This window comes from Actinocorallia herbida (assembly GCF_003751225.1).
Classification (GTDB): Bacteria; Actinomycetota; Actinomycetes; order Streptosporangiales; family Streptosporangiaceae; genus Actinocorallia; species Actinocorallia herbida.
On sequence record NZ_RJKE01000001.1, the window covers coordinates 7,127,869 to 7,149,381 of the forward strand.

The window sequence follows — 21,513 nt, forward strand, 5'->3', positions numbered from 1 at the left end:
GGCATGGTAAAGCAAGCGCTTGGTTTGAACCGAGCCCCCCGACCGGGAGGAGCCCCCTGTGTCCCGCCAGGACCGCAAGGACCGTCCGTACCGCCCATTCCGCTTCGGCGCCGTCCTGCGCCTCGCCGAGTCCGGCCGCGCCTGGGCCGACAAGGCGCGCCGTCTGGAGGACGACGGGTTCAGCACCCTGCTCGTCCCCGACCACCTCGTCGGACCGCGTTTCGGCCCCGTCGCCGCGATGACGGCCGCGGCCTGCGCGACCGAGACGCTGAACGTGGGCACGCTGGTCTTCGCGAACGACTTCCGGCATCCGGCCGTCCTGGCCAAGGAGGCCGCGACCATGGACCTGCTCTCCGACGGCCGCCTTGAACTCGGCATGGGCACCGGGTGGATGGCCCGCGACTACGACGCCGCAGGCATGGAGCTGGCTTCCCCGGGCGTCAGGGTGGCCCGCCTCGACGAGTCGCTCAGGGTGATGAAGGCGCTCTGGAGGGGCGGCCCCGTGGACTTCGCGGGAGCGCACTACACGGTCTCCGGCTTGGAGCAGGAGCCCCTTCCTGCCCGGAAGCCGGGGCCGCGCATCATGCTCGGCGGCGGCGGCCCGAAGATGCTGGCGCTGGCCGCCCGCGAGGCCGACATCGTCAACCTGACGATGCGGGTGCGGGCCGACGGCGCGGGCCCCGACCTGCGCGACAGCGGCATCGACCAGTTCCGCGGCAAACTCGCCACCTTGGAGGCCGCCGCGGGACCGCGCTTCGAGGAGATCGAGCTCGGCACGTCGGTCCTCAGCCTGGGCCTCGGCGCACAGCCCGAGGCGTGGAGCGCCGCGAACCCGTCGGCCCAGGCGGGCACGCCCCAGGTGCTCGCGGGATCCCTCGACGACATCTGCGACGCCCTGCGGCACTGGCGCGAGGACCTCGGCATCTCCTACTTCGTCCTGCACAACGAGGACGACCTGCCGTCGTTCCGCCAGGTGGTCGCCCGCCTCTCGGGCAGCTGATCCGGACATCCGCCCCGGAACCGCGGTTCCGGGGCGGAACGGCGACCCATCGCCCATTGGTCTGGACCAATCGCGAAAGCGGGCGACCGGGGCCCGAACCGCTCACCGCCCGCGCTTCCCCCAGGCGTCACCCTGCGTTTACCGGCCCCGGCCTGCGGCTCAGCACGCGCGGCGGGGTCCGGCACAGATGCGCGGACGGCGCCTCCGTTCACGATCCGCTAGACCACTCCCGGAGCCCCCATGAGATCTGCGCCACACTCCGCCGCGGGCCGCCGACCTGGGGAAATGGACGTTCCACCGCGAACACCGCTGGATGACCTGGCGTTCTTCGGCCAGGTTGTGGTCTGCGTCGCAGAAGTCCGAAAGATTTTCTGCGTGAGGTGATGTTTCCTCAAAGTAACGCATTGGCTCAGACCAATTGGCCAAAACCTGTAGGTGTCGTTCACGATGCGTACAACCCCAAAGCAGGTGTGAGGAGTAAGGCGTGTCTGACCAGGTCCCCGGGCTCAAACCGGCACCGACCAGCAACCAGGAACTGATCGACTGGGTCGGCGAGATCGCCGCGCTGACCAAGCCCGACAACGTCGTGTGGTGTGACGGCTCTGAGGAGGAGTGGGTACGCCTGACCGACCTGCTCGTCGAGCAGGGCACCTTCAAGCGGCTCAACCCTGACAAGCGCCCGAACAGCTTCTACGCCGCCTCCGACCCGCGCGACGTCGCGCGCGTCGAGGACCGGACCTACATCTGCTCCGAGAAGGAAGCGGACGCGGGTCCCACCAACAACTGGATCGCCCCGGCCGAGATGCGCGCGACCTTCGCGAACATCTTCGACGGCGCCATGAAGGGCCGCACCCTCTACGTGGTGCCGTTCTGCATGGGCCCGCTGGGCGGCAACATCTCCCAGCTCGGCGTCGAGCTCACCGACTCCGCCTACGTCGCGGTCTCGATGAAGATCATGACCCGCATGGGCGCCGAGGCGCTGCGCCTCATCGAGGAGCGCGGCTCCTTCGTGAAGGCCGTCCACACCGTGGGCGCGCCGCTGGAGGCCGGCCAGGCGGACGTGCCGTGGCCCTGCAACACCGAGAAGTACATCTCGCACTTCCCCGAGACCCGTGAGATCTGGTCCTACGGCTCGGGTTACGGCGGCAACGCGCTGCTGGGCAAGAAGTGCTACGCGCTGCGCATCGCCTCGACGATGGCGCGCGACGAGGGCTGGCTTGCCGAGCACATGCTCATCCTCAAGCTGACCCCGCCGAGCGGCGAGTCCAAGTACATCACCGCGGCCTTCCCCAGCGCCTGCGGCAAGACCAACCTCGCCATGCTCCAGCCGACCATCCCCGGATGGAAGGTCGAGACCGTCGGCGACGACATCGCCTGGATGCGGTTCGGCGAAGACGGCCGCCTGTACGCGATCAACCCTGAAGCGGGGTTCTTCGGGGTCGCGCCCGGCACCGGCGAGTCCACCAACGCCAACGCGATCAAGACCCTCTGGGGCAACTCGATCTTCACCAACGTCGCGCTGACCGACGACGGCGACGTCTGGTGGGAGGGCCTCACCGACGAGCCGCCCGCGCACCTGACGGACTGGAAGGGCAACGACTGGACTCCCGAGTCCGGCACGCCCGCCGCCCACCCGAACGCGCGCTTCACCACGCCGGCCGGGCAGTGCCCGACCATCGCGCCGGAGTGGGAGGACCCGAACGGCGTGCCGATCTCGGCGATCCTGTTCGGCGGCCGCCGCGCCACCTCGGTGCCGCTGGTGACCGAGTCCTTCGACTGGCAGCAGGGTGTCTTCCTCGGCGCGAACGTCGCCTCGGAGAAGACCGCCGCCGCCGAGGGCACCGTCGGCGAACTGCGCTACGACCCGTTCGCCATGCTGCCGTTCTGCGGCTACAACATGGGCGACTACTTCGCGCACTGGCTGAAGCTGGGCGCCGCCGCCGACGCCGAGAAGCTCCCGCGCATCTACTACGTCAACTGGTTCCGCAAGGACGAGGACGGCAAGTGGCTGTGGCCGGGATTCGGCGAGAACAGCCGCGTCCTCAAGTGGATCGTGGAGCGCCTCGAGGGCAAGGCCGACGCCGTCAAGACCGCGATCGGGCACGTCCCGACCGCCGCGGCGCTCGACCTCCAGGGCCTGAAGATCGACGGCAAGGACCTGGACCTGCTCCTGTCCGCCGACAAGGAGACCTGGAAGCGCGAGGCGTCCCTGATGCCGGCGCACCTGGAGTCCTTCGGCGACCACCTGCCCAAGGAGCTGTGGGACGAGTACAACGCGCTCGTCGCCCGCCTGAACGACGACTTCTGAGGAAGTCGCACTCCGGGACGTTCCCTCCGACGCCCCGGATGACGGGACCGGCCCCGCCTCATGGAGCCGCCCCGTAACGGGTCCCCGCCAACGACGCCGGGGACCCCCACCGCCTCTCCCCGAGGCATTCGGCCCGCCCGGACCCACCTCCCGGGCGGGCCGACGCCGTTCCCGGGAACGCGAGTCCCCGCCACGCCGGGACGGGCATGACGGGGACGCTCAGACGGCGGCCGCGGGCCGGGTGAGGCGGCGTAGGCGGGGGACGGGGATGCGGTGGTCGAGGGCGACGGCGGTGGCGGTGCCGTCGGGGTGGGTCCAGCGCAGGAGGGCGCCCTTGGCGTTCTCGGGCAGGGGCAGGGTCTCGGGGGTTCCCTCGCCGGGAAGGAAGCCGCTCGCCTTGAGGGAGCGGCCGAACTGCTCGGTCCAGAAGTAGGGCTGGAGGTCGAGCGGCGGGATCTCATCACCCTTGAGGAGGGCCGCGGCGGCCGTCTTGGCCTGATCTATGGCGCTCGTCCACAGCGGGACCCTGCGCGGGCCGCGCCGGGTCGGGACGGTCGCGACGTCCCCGGCCGCGACGATCCCGGGACGGATCCGGCCTCGGGCGTCCGCGACGAGCGCGCCGCCGGTGAGCAGGCCGCTCGACGCCAGCCAGGCGACGTTCGGGACGTCGCCGATCGCGGTGACGACCAGGTCGGCCTCCAGCGCCCCGCCGCCGTCCAGCACGACCCGGGGGCTCCCGCCTTCCTCGGCGAATCCCATAGAGCCCGCCGTCACCAGCCGCAGACCGCTTTGCCTGGCCGCGGTGACGAACACGTCCGACAGGAACGGGCCGAGCTGCGCCAGCAGGGGGCGGCCGAGCGTCACCAGGGTGACCGCGCAGCCCGTCGCGAGACAGCCGGAGGCGACCTCCATGCCGAGCGGGCCATCTCCGACGACCACCACGGACGGCCGTGCGGCGAGCCGCGCCCGCAGCGCCAGCGCGTCGTCGAGGGTGCGCACGGTCAGTTCGGCCGAGTCCTCGGCGAGACGGCGGGCCCGTGCGCCCGTCGCGATGACGAGCCCGTCGTACCGCAGGTCCGTGCCGTCGGTAAGGGTGACGGTCTGCTTGTCGGGGTCCAAGCGCGCGGCGGCGACACCGAGGAGTTCCACGGCCTCGTGCGTGGGCGCGGGCAGCCGGTGGGACGTCATCTCCCCGGCGTCCAGGAGCGCGGCCTTGGACAGCGCGGGACGGCTGTAAGGCCCGTGGCGCTCGTCGCCGACCAGGACGATCTCCCCGTCGAACCCCGTGTCGCGCAGGGTGTCGCACGCGGTGAGCCCGGCGATGCCGTTGCCCAGGACGACGGCGCGTTCGCCGCTCATGCGAGGCGCAGCGCGGCGACGGGGCAGATGCGCACGGCGGCCTTCGCGGCGTCGGCGTCGGGGCCTTCGACGGTCTCCTGATCGAGGACGAGTTCGCCCTCGTCGTCCAGGTGCATCAGGTGCGGGGCGGCCTCCTCGCACAGGCCGTGGCCCTCGCAGCGCGGCCGGTCCAGGATGATCTGCATGGCTCCTCCAGGGTGAGATCCAGGGCACAACGGCCCGCGAACAGCCTGGTCGGGAGGCACATGAGAATCAAATGAATGATTATGATCGTTCACATGCACGACACGAATAGTGACACCGATCTGGCCAGGCTCGCCTCTGTGGACCTCAACCTGCTCGTGCCGCTGCTGGCACTCCTCGAAGAGCAGTCGGTGACCCACTCGGCGGCCCGCGTCGGGCTCTCGCAGCCCGCGATGAGCCACGCACTGCGCCGGATGCGGCGGCTGCTCGGCGACGAGCTCATCGTGCGGCACGGCAAGAACATGATCCTCACGCCGCGCGCCGCGGATCTGCTCGTGCCACTGCGCCGCGCGCTCCGCCAGACCGCCCGCATCGTCGACTCCCGCCCTTTCGACCCGGCCACCGACGACCGGACGATCACGGTCGCGATGACCACGAGCAAGGCGCTGGTGATCGGGAGCGCGCTGTCCCGGCTGCTCGCCGAGCGCGCGCCGCACGCGGTACTGCGGCTGCGGCCCATGACGGCGGTGTCCGACGCGGTCTTCACCGACGAGGGCGCCGACGTCATGCTGCTGACGGAGGGCGCCCCCACCGAGCACGCCAGGGAGCGCCTGTACGACGACCGCTGGGTCGTCATCGCCTCGGCCGGGGCGCCCTCCGGCGCGAGCGCGCTGGAGCTGCTGACGGCACTGCCGCACGTGGTGTTCGACGGTTCGCCCGAGCCACGCTCCCTGCCCTACCGCGTCCTGGACGAGCAGGGCGTCGCCCACCGGATCCGCGAACGGGTCTCGGACAACCTGCTGATCCCCTTCCTCGTCGCCGGGTCGGGGGGCGTCGCGGTGCACAGGTTCCGGCCCGCCCGCGTGCTCCAGGACTCCCTCGGCCTGCTCATCGAGGAGTTCCCCTTCCCGCTGCCGCCCCTCGGCATCGACCTGGTGTGGAACCCGTGGCTCTACGACGACGCCTTCCGGACCTGGCTGCGCGACCTTCTGCGCGACGCCGCCGCGACCCTGGACCCGGCCCCCACCTTGTGACATTCGCGCCGCACATGTGTTTTATGCGCAACATTCATTTGTCACATGTGATGTGGGTCGCCTTGAATGCGGAGACCGATCCCACCCCACCGCGCGAGGTGCACCGATGGCCGCACAGACGGCTTCCGATCTCGATCTCTTCTCCGACGAGGTCCTGCTGAGCCCCTACCCGTACTACGCCGAACTGCGGGAGACGGCCTCCGTCGTCCACCTGGAGAAGACCGGCCTCTGGGCGGTGACGCGCTACGCGCCGATCCGTGAGGCGCTCGGCGACCCCGCGACGTTCTCCTCCAAGGCCGTCGCCTTCAACGACCAGATGAACGCGGCGCTCGTCGGCACCTCCCTGGCCACCGACCCGCCGGACCACCAGGCTTTGCGCGCCGCCCTCACCGAGAACCTCTCGCCGCGCGCCGTCCGCGGGCTCAAGGCCGGGATCGACGCCAAGGCCGAAGCCATGGTGGCCGACCTGGTCGAACGCGGCTCCTTCGACGCCATGGAGGACCTCGCCCGCGCGCTCCCCCTCGCCGTCGTCATCGACCTCATCGGCGTCCGGGATCCCGACGTCCGGAGCAGGATCCTCGACTGGGGCTACGCCGCCTTCAACGTGCTCGGACCGATGAACGAGCGCGCGATCGCGAGCTTCCCCGTCGCGGGCGAGCTCTTCGAGTGGACCCACCACTGCAAGGCCGACGACCTCGCCGAAGGCAGCATGGGGCGGGCCATCTTCGCCGCCGCTGAACGCGGCGAGATCGCCTACGAGAGCTGCGGCATGATCATCCACCAGTACGTCGCCGCCGGCATGGACACCACGATCGCCTCCATCGGCAACGCGATCGAGCTCTTCGCCCGGTACCCCGACCAGTTCGCCCTGGTCCGCGAAGACCCGTCCCTGATCCCGTCGGCGTTCAACGAGGTCCTCCGCTACGAGTCCCCGCTGCCCGCCATCGGCCGCCTCGTCACCCGCGACACCGAGATCGACGGCGTCACGATCCCCGCGGGCGCTCAGGCCGCCCTGCTCATGGCCTCCGGCAACCGCGACCCCCGCCACTTCGAGGACCCCGAGTCCTTCCGTGTCGAACGCAACCCCGCCGACCACCTCACCTTCGGCTACGGCCCCCACGGCTGCGCAGGCCAGGGACTGGCCCGCCTGGAGTCCTTCGCCGTCATCGCGTCCCTCGCCCGCCGCCTCCGCTCCTACACCGTCGGCGAAGGCACCCGCCGCATCAACAACACCACCCGCGCCTACGACACCCTCCCGGTCCTGTCGGTCGACCCGGCCTAAACCCGCGGGGCCGCCGAGCACGGGACTACGCACATGTTCGGCGGCTTCAGGCCCCGCCGTGCTTCACCCTTCCGAACAGCTCGCTGAGCGTGCCCCGAGACACCTCAAGCCGCGCTCCGGCCGGATTCTTAGAGTCCCGCAAACCGATTCCGCGCCCCAGCCGCGCGACCTCGACACAAAGCTGGTCGTTTCCGCCGCCTGTGTACGAACTCTTACGCCAGATGGTCATGTGTACGTCCTCCGCACCGCGTCGATCAACTGCCGTGATGCATCGCGGGACTCGGCGAGCGCCGCGATCTGATCGAACAGTACTGCAACGGTCTCGGCCTCGGCTCCGGCCTCGATCAGGCGTCCCCCGGTCTGGGCACCTGCGTAGGCCACCTCGCGTCCTCGCACCTTCAGCAGTTGGATGGGGCCGTCGTGGCCCGGATGCCAGCCTGCCGACGTGCGCACGACCCTGACGCTCACCTGGGGAGACTCCGACACCGCCAGAAGGTGCTCACACTGCTCGCGCATCACCTCTGCGCCGCCGATCGGGCATTTCAAGACCTCCTCGTCGAAGATCACCCATAGCCGTGGCGCGTCCGCCCGGCCCAGGATCTCCTGCCGCTTCATCCGTGCCTCCACGAGCCCTTCGACTTCGCGACCGTGCCCCGCCGCGAGGAGCATGCTTCGCCCGTAGTTCTCCGTCTGCACGAGCAAAGGGACGTTCTTGCCGTGATAGGCGCGGACGTCCTCGGCCCATTCCTCGTACTTGACGTACTGCTTGGCCCAGTCCGGGTCGTGGCCGTTGCACGCGAACATGTGCAGCCGCTCGAAGTGCCCGCCGGTCTTCCAGACCTCGTCGAGCCGCCTCATGTGCTTGTCCGCCGGCCGCAGCCGCCCTGCCTCCCAGTTGGATACGGTCGCGCGCGTGACGTGCAACGGCAAAGCCGTCTGCGCCAGAGAAAGCCCGCGCCGATCCCGGTAGAACCACAGGTCGAAGGCCAACCAGGACCACAGGGACGAGTTCGGATCGATCGATTCACGGACGCTCATGCCACCCCCAGATGTGTATCGCACCGCCTGGAATCCACCCCAAGTCAATCCTCGGTCGCGGACAGTGAGGGCACTTTCCATGAACCTCACAGGACGGTGTCATGCACCCCGAGGACATCACTGCGCAGCAGCAGCCCGCCTCCCTCACGCGGGGGAGCTCCGACCACCGCGAAAACCGCGTTCCAGACGCATCGCCCCGCAGAGCCACGCCCGAGGAGCCCCGCTGGACCGAGACCGGCCGGTGGGACGCCGAAGAAGACCTCCGCATGACCCTCCTGGCCGAGCCCTCTTCCGTCGTGCTCGCGCGCGACATGGTCCGGCACGCGCTCGACGGGTGGGCGTTCGGTCCCGACCTCGTCCATGACGCGCGCGTCGTCATGAGCGAGCTCGTCACCAACGCCGTCAACGCGGCGCGGGGGCACGAGATCAGGGTGCGCATCACCCGGTACGAGGGCCGTCCCCTGCTCGAATGCTGGGACCCCGCGCCGGCCCTGCCGACGTTCACCGACGCACCCGTCACCGCCGAGTCCGGCCGGGGGCTTCCGATCGTCGCGGCCTACTCGCGTAGCGCGGGCCTCCGGCCCGCCGCGACGGGCCGGGGCAAGGTCGTCTGGGCCCTGATGTGACGCGGAAGGACCGACGCCGGGGGGCGGGTGGCGTCAACCCCTCCGGCGCCACGAGGGCCGCGGTGCGCAGCGCGGCGGTGTCGGTCGAGAGATCCTGGTACTGCCCGACACGAGCAGGAGATGTCGCCTCGCGCCCTCGGCCGACCGGCGCTCGGCGTGCTTGATTCCGCCGACGCGCTCGTCCCGCCGGGGCCGGGCTCAGGGCGCCAGTTTGCAGCCGGGGAAGGGGGCCAGGAGGTTCTCGCGCCAGGTGCCCGTCAGGAACTCGCGGGAGCGGGACTGCCAGGCGGTGAGGCGGGGGTCGGGGGTGGCCTCGTCGTCCAGGCCCAGGGCGGCGTCGCGGGAGCGCTGGAGGGAGAGGTGGTCCTCCAGGGTGGTGCCCCAGAAGGTGACCACCTCGGTGTCGCAGAACTGGACCTCGTAGGAGCCGATGAGGCGTTGGCCGTGTTCGGCCAGGACGGGAGCGCGCTCTTCTGTGACGGCCGCCAGGTAGTCCAAGGCGGCGCCCGGCCTGACGGTGGCGCTTTCGAAGACGTAGAACGGGGCCGCGTAGCCCTCTTCGACGACGTCGGCCAAGGCGGGGCTGCCGGGGGACGCGCCCAGGGGACGGGAGTAGGCGGCGTGGCGGAGGTCGTCGATGTCCGAGAGGAAGAGGCGCTCGTCGACGCCGGCGTAGATGTCCATCATCTGCTTCCAGCCGCCTTCCCAGCCGCCCTTGCAGTCCCACAGGGTGACCGCCTTGAACTGGCGGTGGCCGGTGATCCCGACGGCGTAGAAGGCGCCGACGAGGTCGATGTCGCTGGAGCGGACGGACTTGCCCGCCGTCAGCTCCGACTCCCCCTCCTCATAAGCCGCCGCGTCCTCGTTCTTGTATCCGGTGAGCCACGTCAGATACTCCAGCGGCTTCCTGGAGTTCATCGGGTTGAACTCGACCTCTTCGAGCAGATAGATGCCTCGCCGCACGCGGGTCCTCCGGCGGTAGATCAACCAAGCGATTGCTCGGCAAGCCTAACCTGCGGACCGCTCCCGGCCCAGCCCCGAAAACGCCGCGGGGACGGCGACGCCCCCTTCCGTCTTCCGGCCCGCGCGCGCCGGAGCCGTCAGCCGGTACAGCCCCCACCAGCCGGCCGCGAGGACCAGGACGTAGGCGACCAGCACGGCGGCCAGGTACGCGTACCGCCCCGCCGTCCAGGGCCACCACCAGATCCCGCGGACGACCGTGACGGCCTCGGAGACGTGTGGCGTCCAAGCCGCGGCCGCCAGGACATGACCCACGCTCTTCCACCCTCGCCCGAACGCGAACGCGGCGGGAAGGTTGAGCACGACCACGGCCAGCATGATGCCCAGCGTCCCCTGCGGCGTGAACGAGAGCACCTGCGCGGTGACGTCGGCGACGGCCCGCATCAGCACCCGGGCCGCCAGCCCGCAGAGCACCCCTGTGACGAGGGCCGCGACCAGCGCGCGCCGCACCGTGAACACGATGTTTCCCATACCCGGAGTATGCGAGACGCGCGTTGGGATCGGCTTGGAGACCGGTGGTCAGGGGTCGATGGCGGCGAGGGTCTCGGCGGCTCGGGCGGCGAACAGGACGGCGCCCTGGCGGCGGGCGAGCGCGACGGCCTCGTACAGGACGGGCACAGCCCCGGCCGGGTCGCCGAGAGCGGCCAGCGCCGCGCCGCGCAGGCGCAGGAGTTCGGCGCGGAAGTAGCCCTCGCCGGTGGCGTCGGCGAAGGACAGGCCCCGGTCCGCCTCCACCAGGGCCGCCGTCGGGTCGCCAAGGCGCAGCGCGGCCTCGGCCAGCTCGGCCCGCATGACGGTGCCGGTCGCCCGCATCGACAGGGCCGAGTAGGCGTGGTCGGCCCGCTCCCGCAGCAGGGCGAGGCCCGCCGCGTCCTCGGCCGTGCTCCACGCGAGCAGCGACTCGGCGAGTCGGCCGAGCTGGAGGAAACCGCCCTCCGCGCACAGGTCGACGGCGCGGGAGCACAGACGGCGCGCCCGCGCGCGGTCCAGCTCGACGAAGGCGGTCCAGCCGCCGAAGTGCACGGCCGAGGCCCGGTCGTAGGGGTCGCCCGTCGCGTTGGCGAACCGCTCGGTCTCGGCCTCGACCGCGCGGGCCTCCTCGGTCTCCCCCAGGGTGGCCAGGGCCAGCGCGAGGAACGTCCGCGCCGAAACCGCCGCGCGCGGGCGGAAGGAGCCCGGCGGCCCTGACAGGTCTCCGGCGACCGCCGCCTCCAGGCGCTCCTTCGCCAGGTGGAGGTCGCCCCGCATGACGGCGGTGCAGCCCGTCGCGTAGGCGCCCGCCACGGGGTCGAGCACGGTGAGCCTGCGCGCGTACTCCTCCGCGCCCGCGTACTCGGCGCTGGTGTTGGCGTGCTCCCACAGCTGGGCGAGCGCCGCCGCCACCCCGGGCGCGTCCGGCGCCACCAGCTCCAGCACTTGCCTTATCCGGGCGTTGTTCGCGCCCACCTCCGGCGCGTTGTAGCCGTCCAGGCCCGACAGCAGGGACGCCCGGCGGGCCAGCACGTCCATTTCGCGGGCCGCCTCCTGCGGGTCGAGCGCCGACCGGGCGGCGTGCACGGCGGCCTGGCGGCGCAGGAAGTCGGCGGCGTCCGCGTCGGCGAAGGCGCGCGAGGCGGCCTCGGCGGCCCTGGCGAGCCAGGTGATCCGCTCTGCGCGGTACCCCAGCGGCGCCGCCTGCTCGTAGTGGAACGCCAGCTCGGCGGGGGTGCCGCTGCCCTCGGCGAGGTGCGCGGCGGCCAGCGCCGCGTGCAGCGCGGCCCGCCGCACCACGGGCAGCCCGGCCAGCACCGCCTCGCCGAGCAGCGCGTGCGCCAGCCGCAGCGACGCGCCTCGCTCGGCGACCATGCCCGAGGCGAACGCGGGGCCGAGCGCGGTGAGCGCGCCGACCACGTCCGAACCCCAGGCGGAGGCCAGCGTCGCGGGCTCCACCGGACGGCCCGCGACCGCGAGCAGCTCGACGAGTTCGCACGTGTCCGGCGGATGCTCCGCGAGCCGTCGGGCGATCACCGCGTGCAGCGTCGTGTCGGCGGGGGCCCTGCCGAGTTGCGCGAGATGGAACGGATTGCCGCCGGTGGCCGCGTGGAGCAGCGGCGCGCCCTCGGCGTCCCCGGTCAGCTCGGCGACCTGGACGGGCGAGAGGCCGGACAGCTCGATGGGCGCCGCGTCCAGGGGGACGGGCCTGCGCGACAGGACGAGGCAGCGCAGCCCCGTCGCGCGCGCCTTGGCCAGATAGCGCAGGAGCAGCACCGAGTCCGCGTCGGCGGCGTGCAGGTCGTCGAGCACGATCAGGAGGCCGCGGGGCACGGCGATCCGCGCCAGGAGCCGGGTGACGCCCTCGTACATCCGGAACCGTCCGACGGACTCGTCCGGCGCGAGCAGCCCCCCTCCCGCCTCGCCGAGCCGCTCGCGCAGTTCGGCGCAGTCCGAGAGCTCGGCGCACAGCGCGGGGTCGGCGAGCGCCTCGGCGAGGGCGCCCGCGACCTGCGCCCACACCCAGAACGGCGGCGCGTCGCCCACGTCCGGGCTGCGTCCCCACACGACGGGCACCCCGCGCGAGGCGGCGTGCGCGGCGACGCGTTCGGCGAGCTCGGTCTTGCCGATCCCGCCCGGTCCGGTGACGACGCGTATGCCCTCGCCCGACTCGGCGAACTCCATGAGGGAGGCCAGCTCCCCCGCGCGTCCGACGTACGGGCGGCGCGCCTCGGGGGCGGGCCGTGCGGCGGCCGGAGGCGGGGGCGCCTCGACCGGTGTGAAGAGGCCGGGGTCCTGCTGGAGGATGCGCCCGTGCAGCGCGCGCAGCTCCGGCGACGGGTCGATGCCCAGTTCGGCGGCGAGGGTGCGGCGCAGGGTCTCGTAGGCGGTCAGCGCCTCGGCCTGGTTGCCCGTCCGGTACAGGGCGAGGATGAGCTGGCGGTGGGCCGTCTCGCGCAGCGGGTGGGCGGCGGCCAGCCTGCGCAGCCCCGACACCGCCTCACCGTGCCTGCCCAGGCCGACCTGGGCCGTCATCAGGCCCTCTTCCGCGCGCACCCGCAGCTCGGCGAGCCGGTCGGCCTCCAGCCGCAGCGGCGCGAGGTCGGGCAGCCCGGCGAGGGCGGGGCCGTGCCACAGCCCGAGCGCCGCGGCGAAGTCGGCTGCCGCCGCCGCGTGCCCGCCGCCCGCGAGCGCCGCCTCACCGGACTCCAGGAGGCCGGTGAAGGCCAGCGCGTCGGACTCCGGGGCCTCCAGCGCGTAGCCGCCCGCCCGGCTCACCAGGACCCGGTAAGGCTGCCCGGACTCGAGCTCGCGGCGGAGCACCGAGATGTAGGAGCGCAGCGTGGCGACCGCGCCGGCGGGCGGCGCGCCCGACCACAGCTCATCGGCGAGATCGCCCGCCGCGACATAGGCCGAGGGGCGGACCAGCAGGAGCGCGAGCAGCGCGCGTTGGCGCCGGCCCCCGAGGTCGACGGGGACACCGTCGCGCAGCACCTCGAGGGGGCCGAGCATCCGGAAGGACAGGGACGGGGCGGGGGCGGGAGCAGGCGAAGGGGGTGTTACCGAATCGGCCATGATGATCCGCGGAGCGGAGTGCTCGGCCCCAGGGGAGGCGGAGGAGGCGCCGCGCACGTCTCCTCCGTCTCCCGCCGGAGCCGAGTCCCCCGGCCACCACGCGGCGACTCCTCAAGGTAATCAGACAGGCACGTCCTGTGCTGGGAAAATCTAGAAATTAGATGTGACGGCGGAGATCACCGCGTCGATCGCCGCGGCGTCCTTCGCGTCGTAGGCCTTGGCGTCGGTCGCCTCGGCGATCTTCTTGAGGCCCTCGAGGTCGGCGCCCGAGGAGAACCCGATGGTGAACAGCCGGACGCCGCTCTCGCCGTCGATCCTGCCGAGCAGGGCGTCGAGCGAGATCGAGCCCTTGTCGTCGTTGACGCCGTCGGTGAGCAGGACGACCGAGTTGATCGCATCGGGGACCTTGGCGTCCCGGACCGTGTTGAACGCGGCGAGGGCCGTGTCGTACAGGCCCGTGTCGGACTTCGGCTGGAGTCCGGCGACGGCGGACTTCAGCTCGGCCCGGTTCTGCGAGACGGGTCCGATGGGCACGAGCTGGCGGTAGTCCTTCGCCCCGTCGATACGGGTGGCGAACTCCCATAGACCCGCCCTGTCGACGCCGATGAACTGGTCCATCGCCTTGCCGAGGGACGCCTTGGCCAGTTCCATCCGGGTCTTGCCCGTCCCCGGCACAGGCTCGACCATCGACCCCGACACGTCGACCACCCACAGCACGTTCGAGCGCTTGCGCAGCGACTCCCAGCCGCGCAGGACCTTGTCCAGGACGGCGGGTTCCGGCGGCGCCAGCATCTTGGCGGGCTGGTTGGGCAGCAGGCCGTTGTCCTGGGTGATGAGGTCGGTGACCTTGTTGTCGTAGCCGCGGAACGCGTCCTCGGCGAACCTGGCCTGGCCGTCGGGGCCGCGCAGGAACGCGAGGAAGGCATCGGCGATCGCCTTCTTGCTCGGGTCCATGGTGTTCAGCGCGACATACGGGTGGTCCGAGACGATCGTCCCCTCCTTGGGGTAGATCGCCACGAGCGGGATCTTCGGCGCGGCGTGCTTGCCCGCGGTGGCCCGGTCGCCGGTCGGGTTCCCCTCGTTGTAGTAGCGGACCGACATCTCCTCGACCGCGACGGCCGAGACGTACCCGAGCGCCTGGCCCGCGTCGTCCGCGCGCTGGAGGCCGGACAGGAACGTCAGGGTGGTGTCGCCGTAGTGGACGATCGCGCTTTCCACGTCGCGGACGAACGACTTCACCTGGGGGGTGTCGAGGTCGTCCGCGGTGAGGTCCGCGGACTTCTCGGTGGCCGCGAAGTACGCGCCGACCGTGGCGTTGAGGCCGGAGGTGGAGTAGTTCGGGTTGGTCTTGCCGAGCTTGAACTGGCCCCACTCGGGGTGCCCGTAGGAGCCCCAGCCCTGCGGGTCGCGCGAGAGCTTGAGGATGTCCGACCAGCCGATAGCGCTGTTCGGCCAGCCCAGCGCCTCGGCCATCGGCCGCGGCATGGCGATGACGAGCGGCGACACCGCGACGCCCGGGGTCTCCGGCGGCAGGAAGTCGATCTTGCCGCCGTCGGTGAGCCGCTGGCGCAGCAGGCTCACCCAGGTCGACGCCGCGGGCGTCCACACGTCGGGCTGCGGCGCCTTGTCCCCCTCAGGGTTCCATCCGCGCACGAGCGCGGCCATCGCCTCGCCCGACGACTTGGACTGCACCGCGATCTGCGCGCAGGCCCCGTTCACCTCGGTGCCCGAGTACTCCTCGGCCAGGTCCTGCATGACGCCGAACTTCTCCGGCGAGGACGACACGTTCAGCGTCACCCCGTCGGAACCGCAGGAGGTACCGCCCGAGCCCAGCACGTAGAAGGCGACGCCGCCCGCGACCACCAGCACGGTCAGGAGGGCGACGAGCCCCAGCACCAGCGGGCCCTTGCTGCGCCGGGGAGGCGGCGGCGGGGGCGTGTAGTAAGGCGGCGGAGTGTACGGCGGGGGGCTGTACAAGAAGTCCTCCAGACCAAGGGCGGGACTGGGTCCGGCCGTTCAGGGGGTTTTGGGGTCTGACGCCAAAGTTATACAGCCGGTTCGTCAGACACCCGACGTGAACGTCATGACGGCTGCTGTCTCCCCGGCCTCATTCGTCACCTTCGCCCCGTCATCGGTGCGTTCGACCGTCGCGTTCGTTCCCGCGAAGACCGGTCGGCGCAGCGTGAACGACAGCGCCTCCGGGCTCGCCTGCGCGGTCCGTCCCAGCTCGGCCATGAGGACCGCCAGCAGCGGCCCGTGCACGACGAGACCCCTATGGCCCTCCACCTCCGTCGCGTACGCGAAGTCGTAGTGGATGCGGTGGGCGTTGTAAGTGAGGGCGCTGAAGCGGAACAGCAGAGCGGGATCCGCGGACAGCGCGAAAGCACGCTCGTCGGTACGGCGCAGTCCCTTCCCGTCCGGGCGGATCGGCGGCTCCGCGCTCGCCGGGGCGTCGCCGGAGCGGTAGACGATGTCCTGTTCCTCGACCGCCAGCAGTTCGCCTCCGCGCAGCAGCCGGTGCCGGACCGTGGTGAACAGCAGCCTGCCGCTGCGGCCCTCCTTCTCCGCGACGGAGGTCAGCGCCGAGTGCTTCACCACCTCGTCGCCGATCCGGATCGGGGCGTGCGCGGTGAAGCGGGCGCCGGCGAACATCCGGCGGCGGTCGGGCAGCGGCGGCAGGAAGTGCCCGTCGCGCGGGTGGCCGTCCGGGCCGAGCGCGGCCTGCGGATACCGGTCGAGGTGGAACAGCCAGTGCCACAGCGGCGGCAGCGCCTCGGCCGGCGGGTCGATGTCGAGCAGCCCGGCGAGCGCGCGCACCGGCCCTTCGGCGATGACGTCGACGGTCTCGACGGGTCCGGGCGCCCAGCTCATGCCCTGCTCTCCCGTCATCCGACGATTCCCTTCGCACGAAGCCCGGCGACGTCGCCGGGGGTCAGGCCCAGAGTGCCGAACACGTCCACGGCGTCCGCGCCGAGCACGGGGGCGGGCCGCGGCTCGCGCGGCGCGCCGTCCCGGATGGGGGTGCGCGGCGCGCGCAGGCGGCCGATCCCCGGCTGGTCGATCTCCGCGAGCAGCGCGTGGTCGCGGGCCACCAGATCGCGGAACGTGCCGTACTTCGACCACAGGACCGACGTGCGGGCCAGCGTCTCGGCGGCCTCGGCGGCGGTGCGGCCCGCGAACCACGGTTCGAGGAGCGCGGCGAGGCTCTCCCGGTGGCGGTATCTGTCGCCGTCGTCTGAGAAGTCGGCGCCTACCAGCTTCTCCAACTCGGCGATCTTCTCCGTCGCGCCGGTGGCCCTGCCGAGGTCGTCGAGGTGCCTGCGGGACAGCGTGACGATCATGAACCTGCCGTCCCGGACGGCGAAGTCGCGGGCGAACCCGCCGAACAGGTGGTTGCCGATGCGCGGCCGGTCGACCCCGTTCAGCTCGGCCTCGCCGAGGAACCCGAGGTTCCCGGCCGTCGCCAGCGCCACGTCCGACAGGGCGATCTTCACCGACCTGCCTTCGCCGGTGCGCAGGCGGTGGTGGTCGGCGGCGAGGATCGCCACCGCCGCGTACAGCCCGCACGCGACGTCCCAGGCGGGCAGCACGTGGTTCACCGGGGCGTCGCCGAGCCCCGTGATCAGCGGGAAGCCCGTCTCGGCGTTGACCGTGTAGTCCACCGCGGGACGCCCGTCGGGATACCCCTGCACCAGCACGTGGATCAGGCCGGGACGCGCCGCGGCGAGATCCTCGTAAGCCGGCTTGGGGGTGTTGGCCAGGACGACCCCGGCCTGCGCGGCGAGACGCAGGACGAGGTCGCGGCCTTCGGGGGTGCGCTGGTCGACCATGACCGACCGCTTGCCCTTGTTGAGCGATGTCCAGTAGATGGACGCGCCCTCCTCGGTGACCGGCCACCGCGTGGTGTCGGTCGCGCCTCCGATCGGATCGACCCGCACCACGTCGGCGCCGAGCTGGGCGAGGGTCATCCCGCCCAGCGGCGCAGCCACGAAACTCGAGATCTCCAGGACCCGCAGACCGCTCAGCATGCCCTGAGCCTGCCACATGTCTTCGGGCCGCGCCGGATCAGCGCTGGACGACGGCACCGGTGGCGAGGAGGTCGTCGACGTCCTTGAAACCGAGGTCGGTCAGCACCTCGCGGGTGTGCGCGCCGGCGACCGACGGCGGGCCCGTGATCGTGCCCTGCGTGCGCGAGAAGCGCGGCGCGGGCGCGGGCTGCGGGACGCCCTCGACGCCCGGCACGAACACCTCGCGCGCGGTGTTCCACGGATGCTCGGCGGCCTCGGTCAGGTTGAGCACCGGCTCCACGCAGGCGTCGGACGGCACGAAGATCTCGGCCCACTCGTCGCGGGTCTTCTCCTTGAACTTCGCCCCGAACAGCTCCTTCTGCCCGGCCCAGTTCGCCATGTCGTACTGCGGGGCCTCCTCGGGGGCGACCCCCAGGCGCTTCAGGAACTCGGCGTAGAACTGCGGCTCGATCGCGCCGACGGCCATGTGCCCGCCATCGGCGGTCTCGTACACGTCGTAGAAGGGGGCGCCGGTGTCGAGCATGTTGGTGCCGCGGTTCTCACTCCACAGGCCGGAGGCCTTGAAGGCGTGGATGAACGTGGTGAGGTGCGCGGTGCCGTCCACGATCGCGGCGTCGACGACCTGGCCGCGGCCGCTGACCTTGGACTCCAGCAGCGCGGCGAGCACGCCCACCACGAGGTACATGCTGCCGCCCGCGAAGTCGCCGAGCAGGTTCAGCGGCACCTGCGGCGGGCCGCCCGCCCGGCCGATCGCGTGCAGGGCGCCGGTGATCGCGATGTAGCCGATGTCGTGCCCGGCGGTGTGGCTGAGCGGGCCCTCCTGGCCCCAGCCCGTCATCCGGCCGTAGACGAGCCTGCCGTTGCGCGCCAGGCAGTCGTCCGGGCCGAGGCCGAGGCGCTCGGTGACGCCGGGCCGGAAGCCCTCGAGGAGCACGTCGGACCGCTCGATGAGCCGGAGGACGACCTCGCGCCCCGCCTCGCTCTTGAGGTCCACCGCGACCGAGCGCTTGGAGCGGTTGGTCATGTCCTTCTCGGCGACGGGGCCACCGCCGCCGCCCTTTCCCGCCCGGTCGATCCGGATCACCTCGGCGCCGAGGTCGGCGAGCAGCATCGCCGCGAACGGGCCGGGACCGATGCCCGCCAGCTCGATCACACGCACTCCGGAAAGCGGACCAGCCATAAGGAACACCCCTCACTCAAGGACTCGCCCACCAGTGTGCCACGAATGTAAGTGAGCGCTTTTGACCGGGTGGGGGTCAGTCCAGGGAAACCGCCCGCTGCGGCGCGTGCTTCGCCCGTTCGCCCTTCACGTAAGACAGGCCCGCCCTTTGGCGCGCCCCTTCGAGGGCCACCCCCCGGCCCGCGGCGAGGTAGTACCAGTGCCGGTTCGGAGCCCGCCACCACAGGCCCGTACGGCCGTCCGTGCAGTCCCTCGCCTTGTGCGACCGGCCTTCGACGGCGAGCAGGCCCTCATGGTGGATGGTGCCCTGGGGGTCGGTGACGACATGGCAGATCAGCTTGCCCCTTCCGCCCCGTCCGGGGAGGGTGCCCTCCCAGAGGAGCCTTTCCTCGGGGGTCGGGGTGGCCGCTTGGACAGGGGTCTTCACCGTGCTCGCGGTGCCCGTGGGGGCGGAGGCGTGGTGGGCGCCCGCTTGCGCGTTGAGAAAACCTCCCTCCTCGACGGCCAAGGCTCCCCCGGCCGCGCAGGTCACCAGTAGGGCGACGGCAAGTGGGGCTTTGGAGCGGCGGGAGTTCCTGGCGCCTACCGGGCCGGGCGTCACGACGTTCAGCTCGGGCATCTCGGCGACGCGCTCCAGCAGGTCGTGGGCGTTCGGGACGGCGAGGTCGACCAGCACGTCGCGGGCCGCGTACCGGCGCATCCCGACCACCCGGCACAGCACGTAGGCGACGCGCTCCTCCGGGCGCAGCGCCGCCAGCGCCGGATTGTCCGGCATCTGCGCGGGCAGCCCGCGCAGCCACGGCACGAGCCGCCAGCGCAGCCGCCGCGGCGGCCGCATCGACTGGCGCAGCACCGCCCGCCGGGCCTCGGCGTAGGCGCTGCCCCCGATCGGGCGGCGCGGTAGGGCCCGCTCGACGATCCTGCGCGCGAGGGCGAGGCGCACCTCGTTGGCCCGCCCGCCCGGCAGCACCAGGTAGGACAGCCTGACCAGCTCGCGGTACCGCCTGTCGGCGCCGAAGTCCGGCATGGGTGGAAAACCTCTCTGTCCCGGGGACTGGAAACGGTCAGAGGCTAGGAACGGGGCCGAGCCGACACGGGGAGGTTGGCGCTTCGTTTACCGCAGCGCGGACGATAGCTGGCTCCGCCAGGGACGATGTCCGCTGTTAACACGACAATGAGTGGTGAAGAGGTTTTACGATTGCCGCATGGAGTGGCTGGAGCTCATCCTGAGGTTGCGCCGCCGGACCGACAACGGAACCCGCGATCCGCACAAAGCGCTCCTTCTCCTTTACGCGATCGGCCAGCTCCAGCGCGTCGGCCACAAGAACATCAGGTACCGCGACGCCGAATCCCTCCTCAACGGGATGCTCAAGGAGTTCGGGCCGCCCCGCCCCGCGGGCGCCGCGTACCCGTTCCACCATCTGGCCTCCGACGGGCTCTGGGAGGTCGCCACCGGCTCCGGCGGGGCCTGCCCGTCAGCCGACGGGGCGGTCATGCTCGCCGAGGACGTGCACGGAAGGCTCCCCCCGGCCTTCGCCCATGATCTCCTCGCCGAACCCGCCCTGCTGGCCCAGATCGTCAGGCTGCTGCTCGACACCAACTTCGAGAGCGGCCTGCACGCCGACGTCTGCGCCGCGGCCGGCCTCATGCCCGAACTCGCGCGCACCGCGGCCGTCGCCCCCTACGGCAAGGGCGACCTCCCGCGCACCGAGCGCGACCCGATCCTGCGCCAGAAGATCCTCCTCGCCTACGACTGCCGCTGCGCCTTCTGCGGGTTCGAGGGCTGGATCGGCACGACCGTCATCGGCCTCGAAGCGGCCCGGCTGCGCTGGTGGGCCTTCGACGGCCAGGACGACCCGACCAACTGCGTCTGCCTGTGCACCCTCCATCACAAGCTCCTCGACAAGGGCGTCCTCGGGCTCAGCCCGCTCGGCAGGATCATGGTCTCCCGTCAGTTCGTGGGCACCACCGAGACCTCCCGGCGCCTCGTCACCGACCTCGCCGGGCGCGCCTTCCACCCGCCGCAGCCCGGTTTCGCCGGACCCGACACCCGCAACATCGCCTGGCACGGCAGGCAGGTCTTCCGCGGGCCCGCACTGGCGTGAACTCCACGGAACACCGGCACCGGTCCCGGCGTCATACCCTTGGCGCACTCCGAAGGGCGGATATCAGGTGAAGTTCAGCGACTTGTGGCACACCCAGGCCGTTCCCGAACTGTGGATCACCGGCCTGGCGGCCCTCGCCGCGCTGATCCTCGTCGGGTACGGGCCTGCATGGCGGATCGCGCGCAACGTCGTGACCATCGCGCACGAAGGCGGCCACGCGCTCGTCGCGCTGGTCTTCGGCCGCAAACTCGACGGCATCCGCCTGCACTCCGACACCTCCGGCGTCACCGTCTCGCGCGGCAGGCCCGACGGCGCGGGCATGGTGTTCACCGCGCTCGCCGGCTACACCGCGCCGTCCGTGCTCGGGCTGCTGTTCGCGTGGCTCCTCGGCATCGGCCGGATCACCCTCATGCTGTGGTTCGCCCTCCTCCTGCTCGCCGGGATGCTCGTGATGATCCGCAACGTGTTCGGCGTCGTGTCCGTCGTCACCACCGGCGCCGTCGTCTTCGCCGTCTCCTGGTTCGGCTCGGCCGCCATCCAGGGCGCGTTCGCCGCGTTCGGCGCCGCGTTCCTGCTGCTGGCCGGGATCCGCCCCGTGATCGAACTCCAGCGGCTGCGCGCGCGGCGGCAGGCGCCCAGCTCCGACGCCGACCAACTCGCCCACCTCACCGGGGTGCCCGGCGCGGTCTGGGTCGGCGTGTTCGGGCTCGTGGCACTGGCCTCACTCGGCCTGGGCGGCTGGCTCCTGCTCCCTCCGGAGTGGACCATCACCCTCACCGGCTGACCTCGCACGGGCCTGACGGG

Annotated in this window: 19 protein-coding genes; 7 read left to right on the forward strand and 12 right to left on the reverse strand. The window is 71.8% G+C overall.

Annotated features, from left to right (window positions below; translation table 11 throughout):
• Positions 1 to 58: 58 nt before the first annotated feature.
• Both EDD29_RS32540 and EDD29_RS32545 read left to right on the forward strand, forming a co-directional pair.
• Positions 59 to 1,000 carry a TIGR03621 family F420-dependent LLM class oxidoreductase gene (locus EDD29_RS32540; RefSeq protein ID WP_123668101.1) on the forward strand — a complete coding sequence of 314 codons (942 nt, stop codon included), beginning with the start codon at positions 59 to 61 and terminating at the stop codon, positions 998 to 1,000.
• 484 nt (positions 1,001 to 1,484) lie between these two features.
• A complete protein-coding gene (locus EDD29_RS32545; RefSeq protein WP_123668102.1) occupies positions 1,485 to 3,308 on the forward strand; it encodes a phosphoenolpyruvate carboxykinase (GTP) in 1,824 nt (607 codons plus the stop codon).
• 219 nt (positions 3,309 to 3,527) lie between these two features.
• Here the strand turns inward: EDD29_RS32545 and EDD29_RS32550 are convergent, their stop codons facing one another.
• The gene (locus EDD29_RS32550; protein WP_123668103.1) at positions 3,528 to 4,667 is read right to left on the reverse strand and encodes an NAD(P)/FAD-dependent oxidoreductase; all 1,140 of its coding nucleotides are present in this window, start codon (positions 4,665 to 4,667) and stop codon (positions 3,528 to 3,530) included.
• A complete protein-coding gene (locus EDD29_RS32555; RefSeq protein WP_123668104.1) occupies positions 4,664 to 4,852 on the reverse strand; it encodes a ferredoxin in 189 nt (62 codons plus the stop codon). Before EDD29_RS32555 ends, EDD29_RS32550 begins: the two co-directional genes overlap by 4 nt.
• A gap of 93 nt (positions 4,853 to 4,945) precedes the next feature.
• On the opposite strand from EDD29_RS32555, the gene EDD29_RS32560 reads away from it, so the two are divergent.
• Positions 4,946 to 5,884, forward strand: a complete 939-nt coding sequence (locus EDD29_RS32560) for a LysR family transcriptional regulator (protein ID WP_123670814.1) — start codon at positions 4,946 to 4,948, stop codon at positions 5,882 to 5,884.
• Positions 5,885 to 5,990: 106 nt separating this feature from the next.
• Complete coding sequence (locus EDD29_RS32565) at positions 5,991 to 7,166, forward strand: cytochrome P450 (RefSeq protein ID WP_123668105.1); 1,176 nt, start codon at positions 5,991 to 5,993, stop codon at positions 7,164 to 7,166.
• A 46-nt stretch (positions 7,167 to 7,212) separates the two neighbouring features.
• Here the strand turns inward: EDD29_RS32565 and EDD29_RS32570 are convergent, their stop codons facing one another.
• Both EDD29_RS32570 and EDD29_RS32575 read right to left on the reverse strand, forming a co-directional pair.
• Positions 7,213 to 7,395 (reverse strand): DUF397 domain-containing protein, encoded by a 183-nt coding sequence (locus EDD29_RS32570; protein WP_123668106.1) that lies wholly within the window; start codon positions 7,393 to 7,395, stop codon positions 7,213 to 7,215.
• Complete coding sequence (locus tag EDD29_RS32575; protein WP_123668107.1) at positions 7,392 to 8,204, reverse strand: helix-turn-helix domain-containing protein; 813 nt, start codon at positions 8,202 to 8,204, stop codon at positions 7,392 to 7,394. Before EDD29_RS32575 ends, EDD29_RS32570 begins: the two co-directional genes overlap by 4 nt.
• A gap of 266 nt (positions 8,205 to 8,470) precedes the next feature.
• On the opposite strand from EDD29_RS32575, the gene EDD29_RS32580 reads away from it, so the two are divergent.
• A complete protein-coding gene (locus EDD29_RS32580; RefSeq protein WP_123670815.1) occupies positions 8,471 to 8,830 on the forward strand; it encodes an ATP-binding protein in 360 nt (119 codons plus the stop codon).
• A 198-nt stretch (positions 8,831 to 9,028) separates the two neighbouring features.
• Here EDD29_RS32580 and EDD29_RS32585 read toward each other — a convergent pair whose 3' ends face one another.
• The 8 genes from EDD29_RS32585 to EDD29_RS32620 form a co-directional block, all read right to left on the reverse strand.
• A complete protein-coding gene (locus EDD29_RS32585; protein ID WP_123668108.1) occupies positions 9,029 to 9,793 on the reverse strand; it encodes a hypothetical protein in 765 nt (254 codons plus the stop codon).
• Positions 9,794 to 9,838: 45 nt separating this feature from the next.
• On the reverse strand, positions 9,839 to 10,321 hold the full coding sequence (locus EDD29_RS32590) for a hypothetical protein (RefSeq protein ID WP_123668109.1): 483 nt from the start codon (positions 10,319 to 10,321) through the stop codon (positions 9,839 to 9,841).
• Between the two features lie 48 nt (positions 10,322 to 10,369).
• A complete protein-coding gene (locus EDD29_RS32595; RefSeq protein ID WP_148086167.1) occupies positions 10,370 to 13,396 on the reverse strand; it encodes an ATP-binding protein in 3,027 nt (1,008 codons plus the stop codon).
• 150 nt (positions 13,397 to 13,546) lie between these two features.
• Positions 13,547 to 15,373 carry a substrate-binding and VWA domain-containing protein gene (locus tag EDD29_RS32600; protein ID WP_123668111.1) on the reverse strand — a complete coding sequence of 609 codons (1,827 nt, stop codon included), beginning with the start codon at positions 15,371 to 15,373 and terminating at the stop codon, positions 13,547 to 13,549.
• An 84-nt stretch (positions 15,374 to 15,457) separates the two neighbouring features.
• Positions 15,458 to 16,285: an HTD2 family dehydratase gene (locus tag EDD29_RS32605; RefSeq protein WP_170201676.1), complete on the reverse strand. Its 828-nt coding sequence runs from the start codon at positions 16,283 to 16,285 to the stop codon at positions 15,458 to 15,460.
• Positions 16,282 to 17,424: a CoA transferase gene (locus EDD29_RS32610; protein WP_246053117.1), complete on the reverse strand. Its 1,143-nt coding sequence runs from the start codon at positions 17,422 to 17,424 to the stop codon at positions 16,282 to 16,284. The genes EDD29_RS32605 and EDD29_RS32610 overlap by 4 nt, the downstream gene beginning before the upstream one ends.
• Before the next feature lie 37 nt (positions 17,425 to 17,461).
• The gene (locus tag EDD29_RS32615; RefSeq protein ID WP_123668113.1) at positions 17,462 to 18,604 is read right to left on the reverse strand and encodes a CaiB/BaiF CoA transferase family protein; all 1,143 of its coding nucleotides are present in this window, start codon (positions 18,602 to 18,604) and stop codon (positions 17,462 to 17,464) included.
• Between the two features lie 76 nt (positions 18,605 to 18,680).
• Positions 18,681 to 19,631, reverse strand: a complete 951-nt coding sequence (locus EDD29_RS32620; RefSeq protein WP_123668114.1) for a hypothetical protein — start codon at positions 19,629 to 19,631, stop codon at positions 18,681 to 18,683.
• A gap of 178 nt (positions 19,632 to 19,809) precedes the next feature.
• On the opposite strand from EDD29_RS32620, the gene EDD29_RS47260 reads away from it, so the two are divergent.
• Together EDD29_RS47260 and EDD29_RS47265 are read left to right on the forward strand one after the other, a co-directional pair.
• Entirely contained in the window at positions 19,810 to 20,709 is a 900-nt protein-coding gene (locus EDD29_RS47260; protein WP_246053118.1) for a phosphorothioated DNA-binding restriction endonuclease, read from the forward strand.
• Between the two features lie 67 nt (positions 20,710 to 20,776).
• Positions 20,777 to 21,493 (forward strand): M50 family metallopeptidase, encoded by a 717-nt coding sequence (locus tag EDD29_RS47265; protein WP_246053119.1) that lies wholly within the window; start codon positions 20,777 to 20,779, stop codon positions 21,491 to 21,493.
• The last annotated feature ends 20 nt before the right edge of the window (positions 21,494 to 21,513 follow it).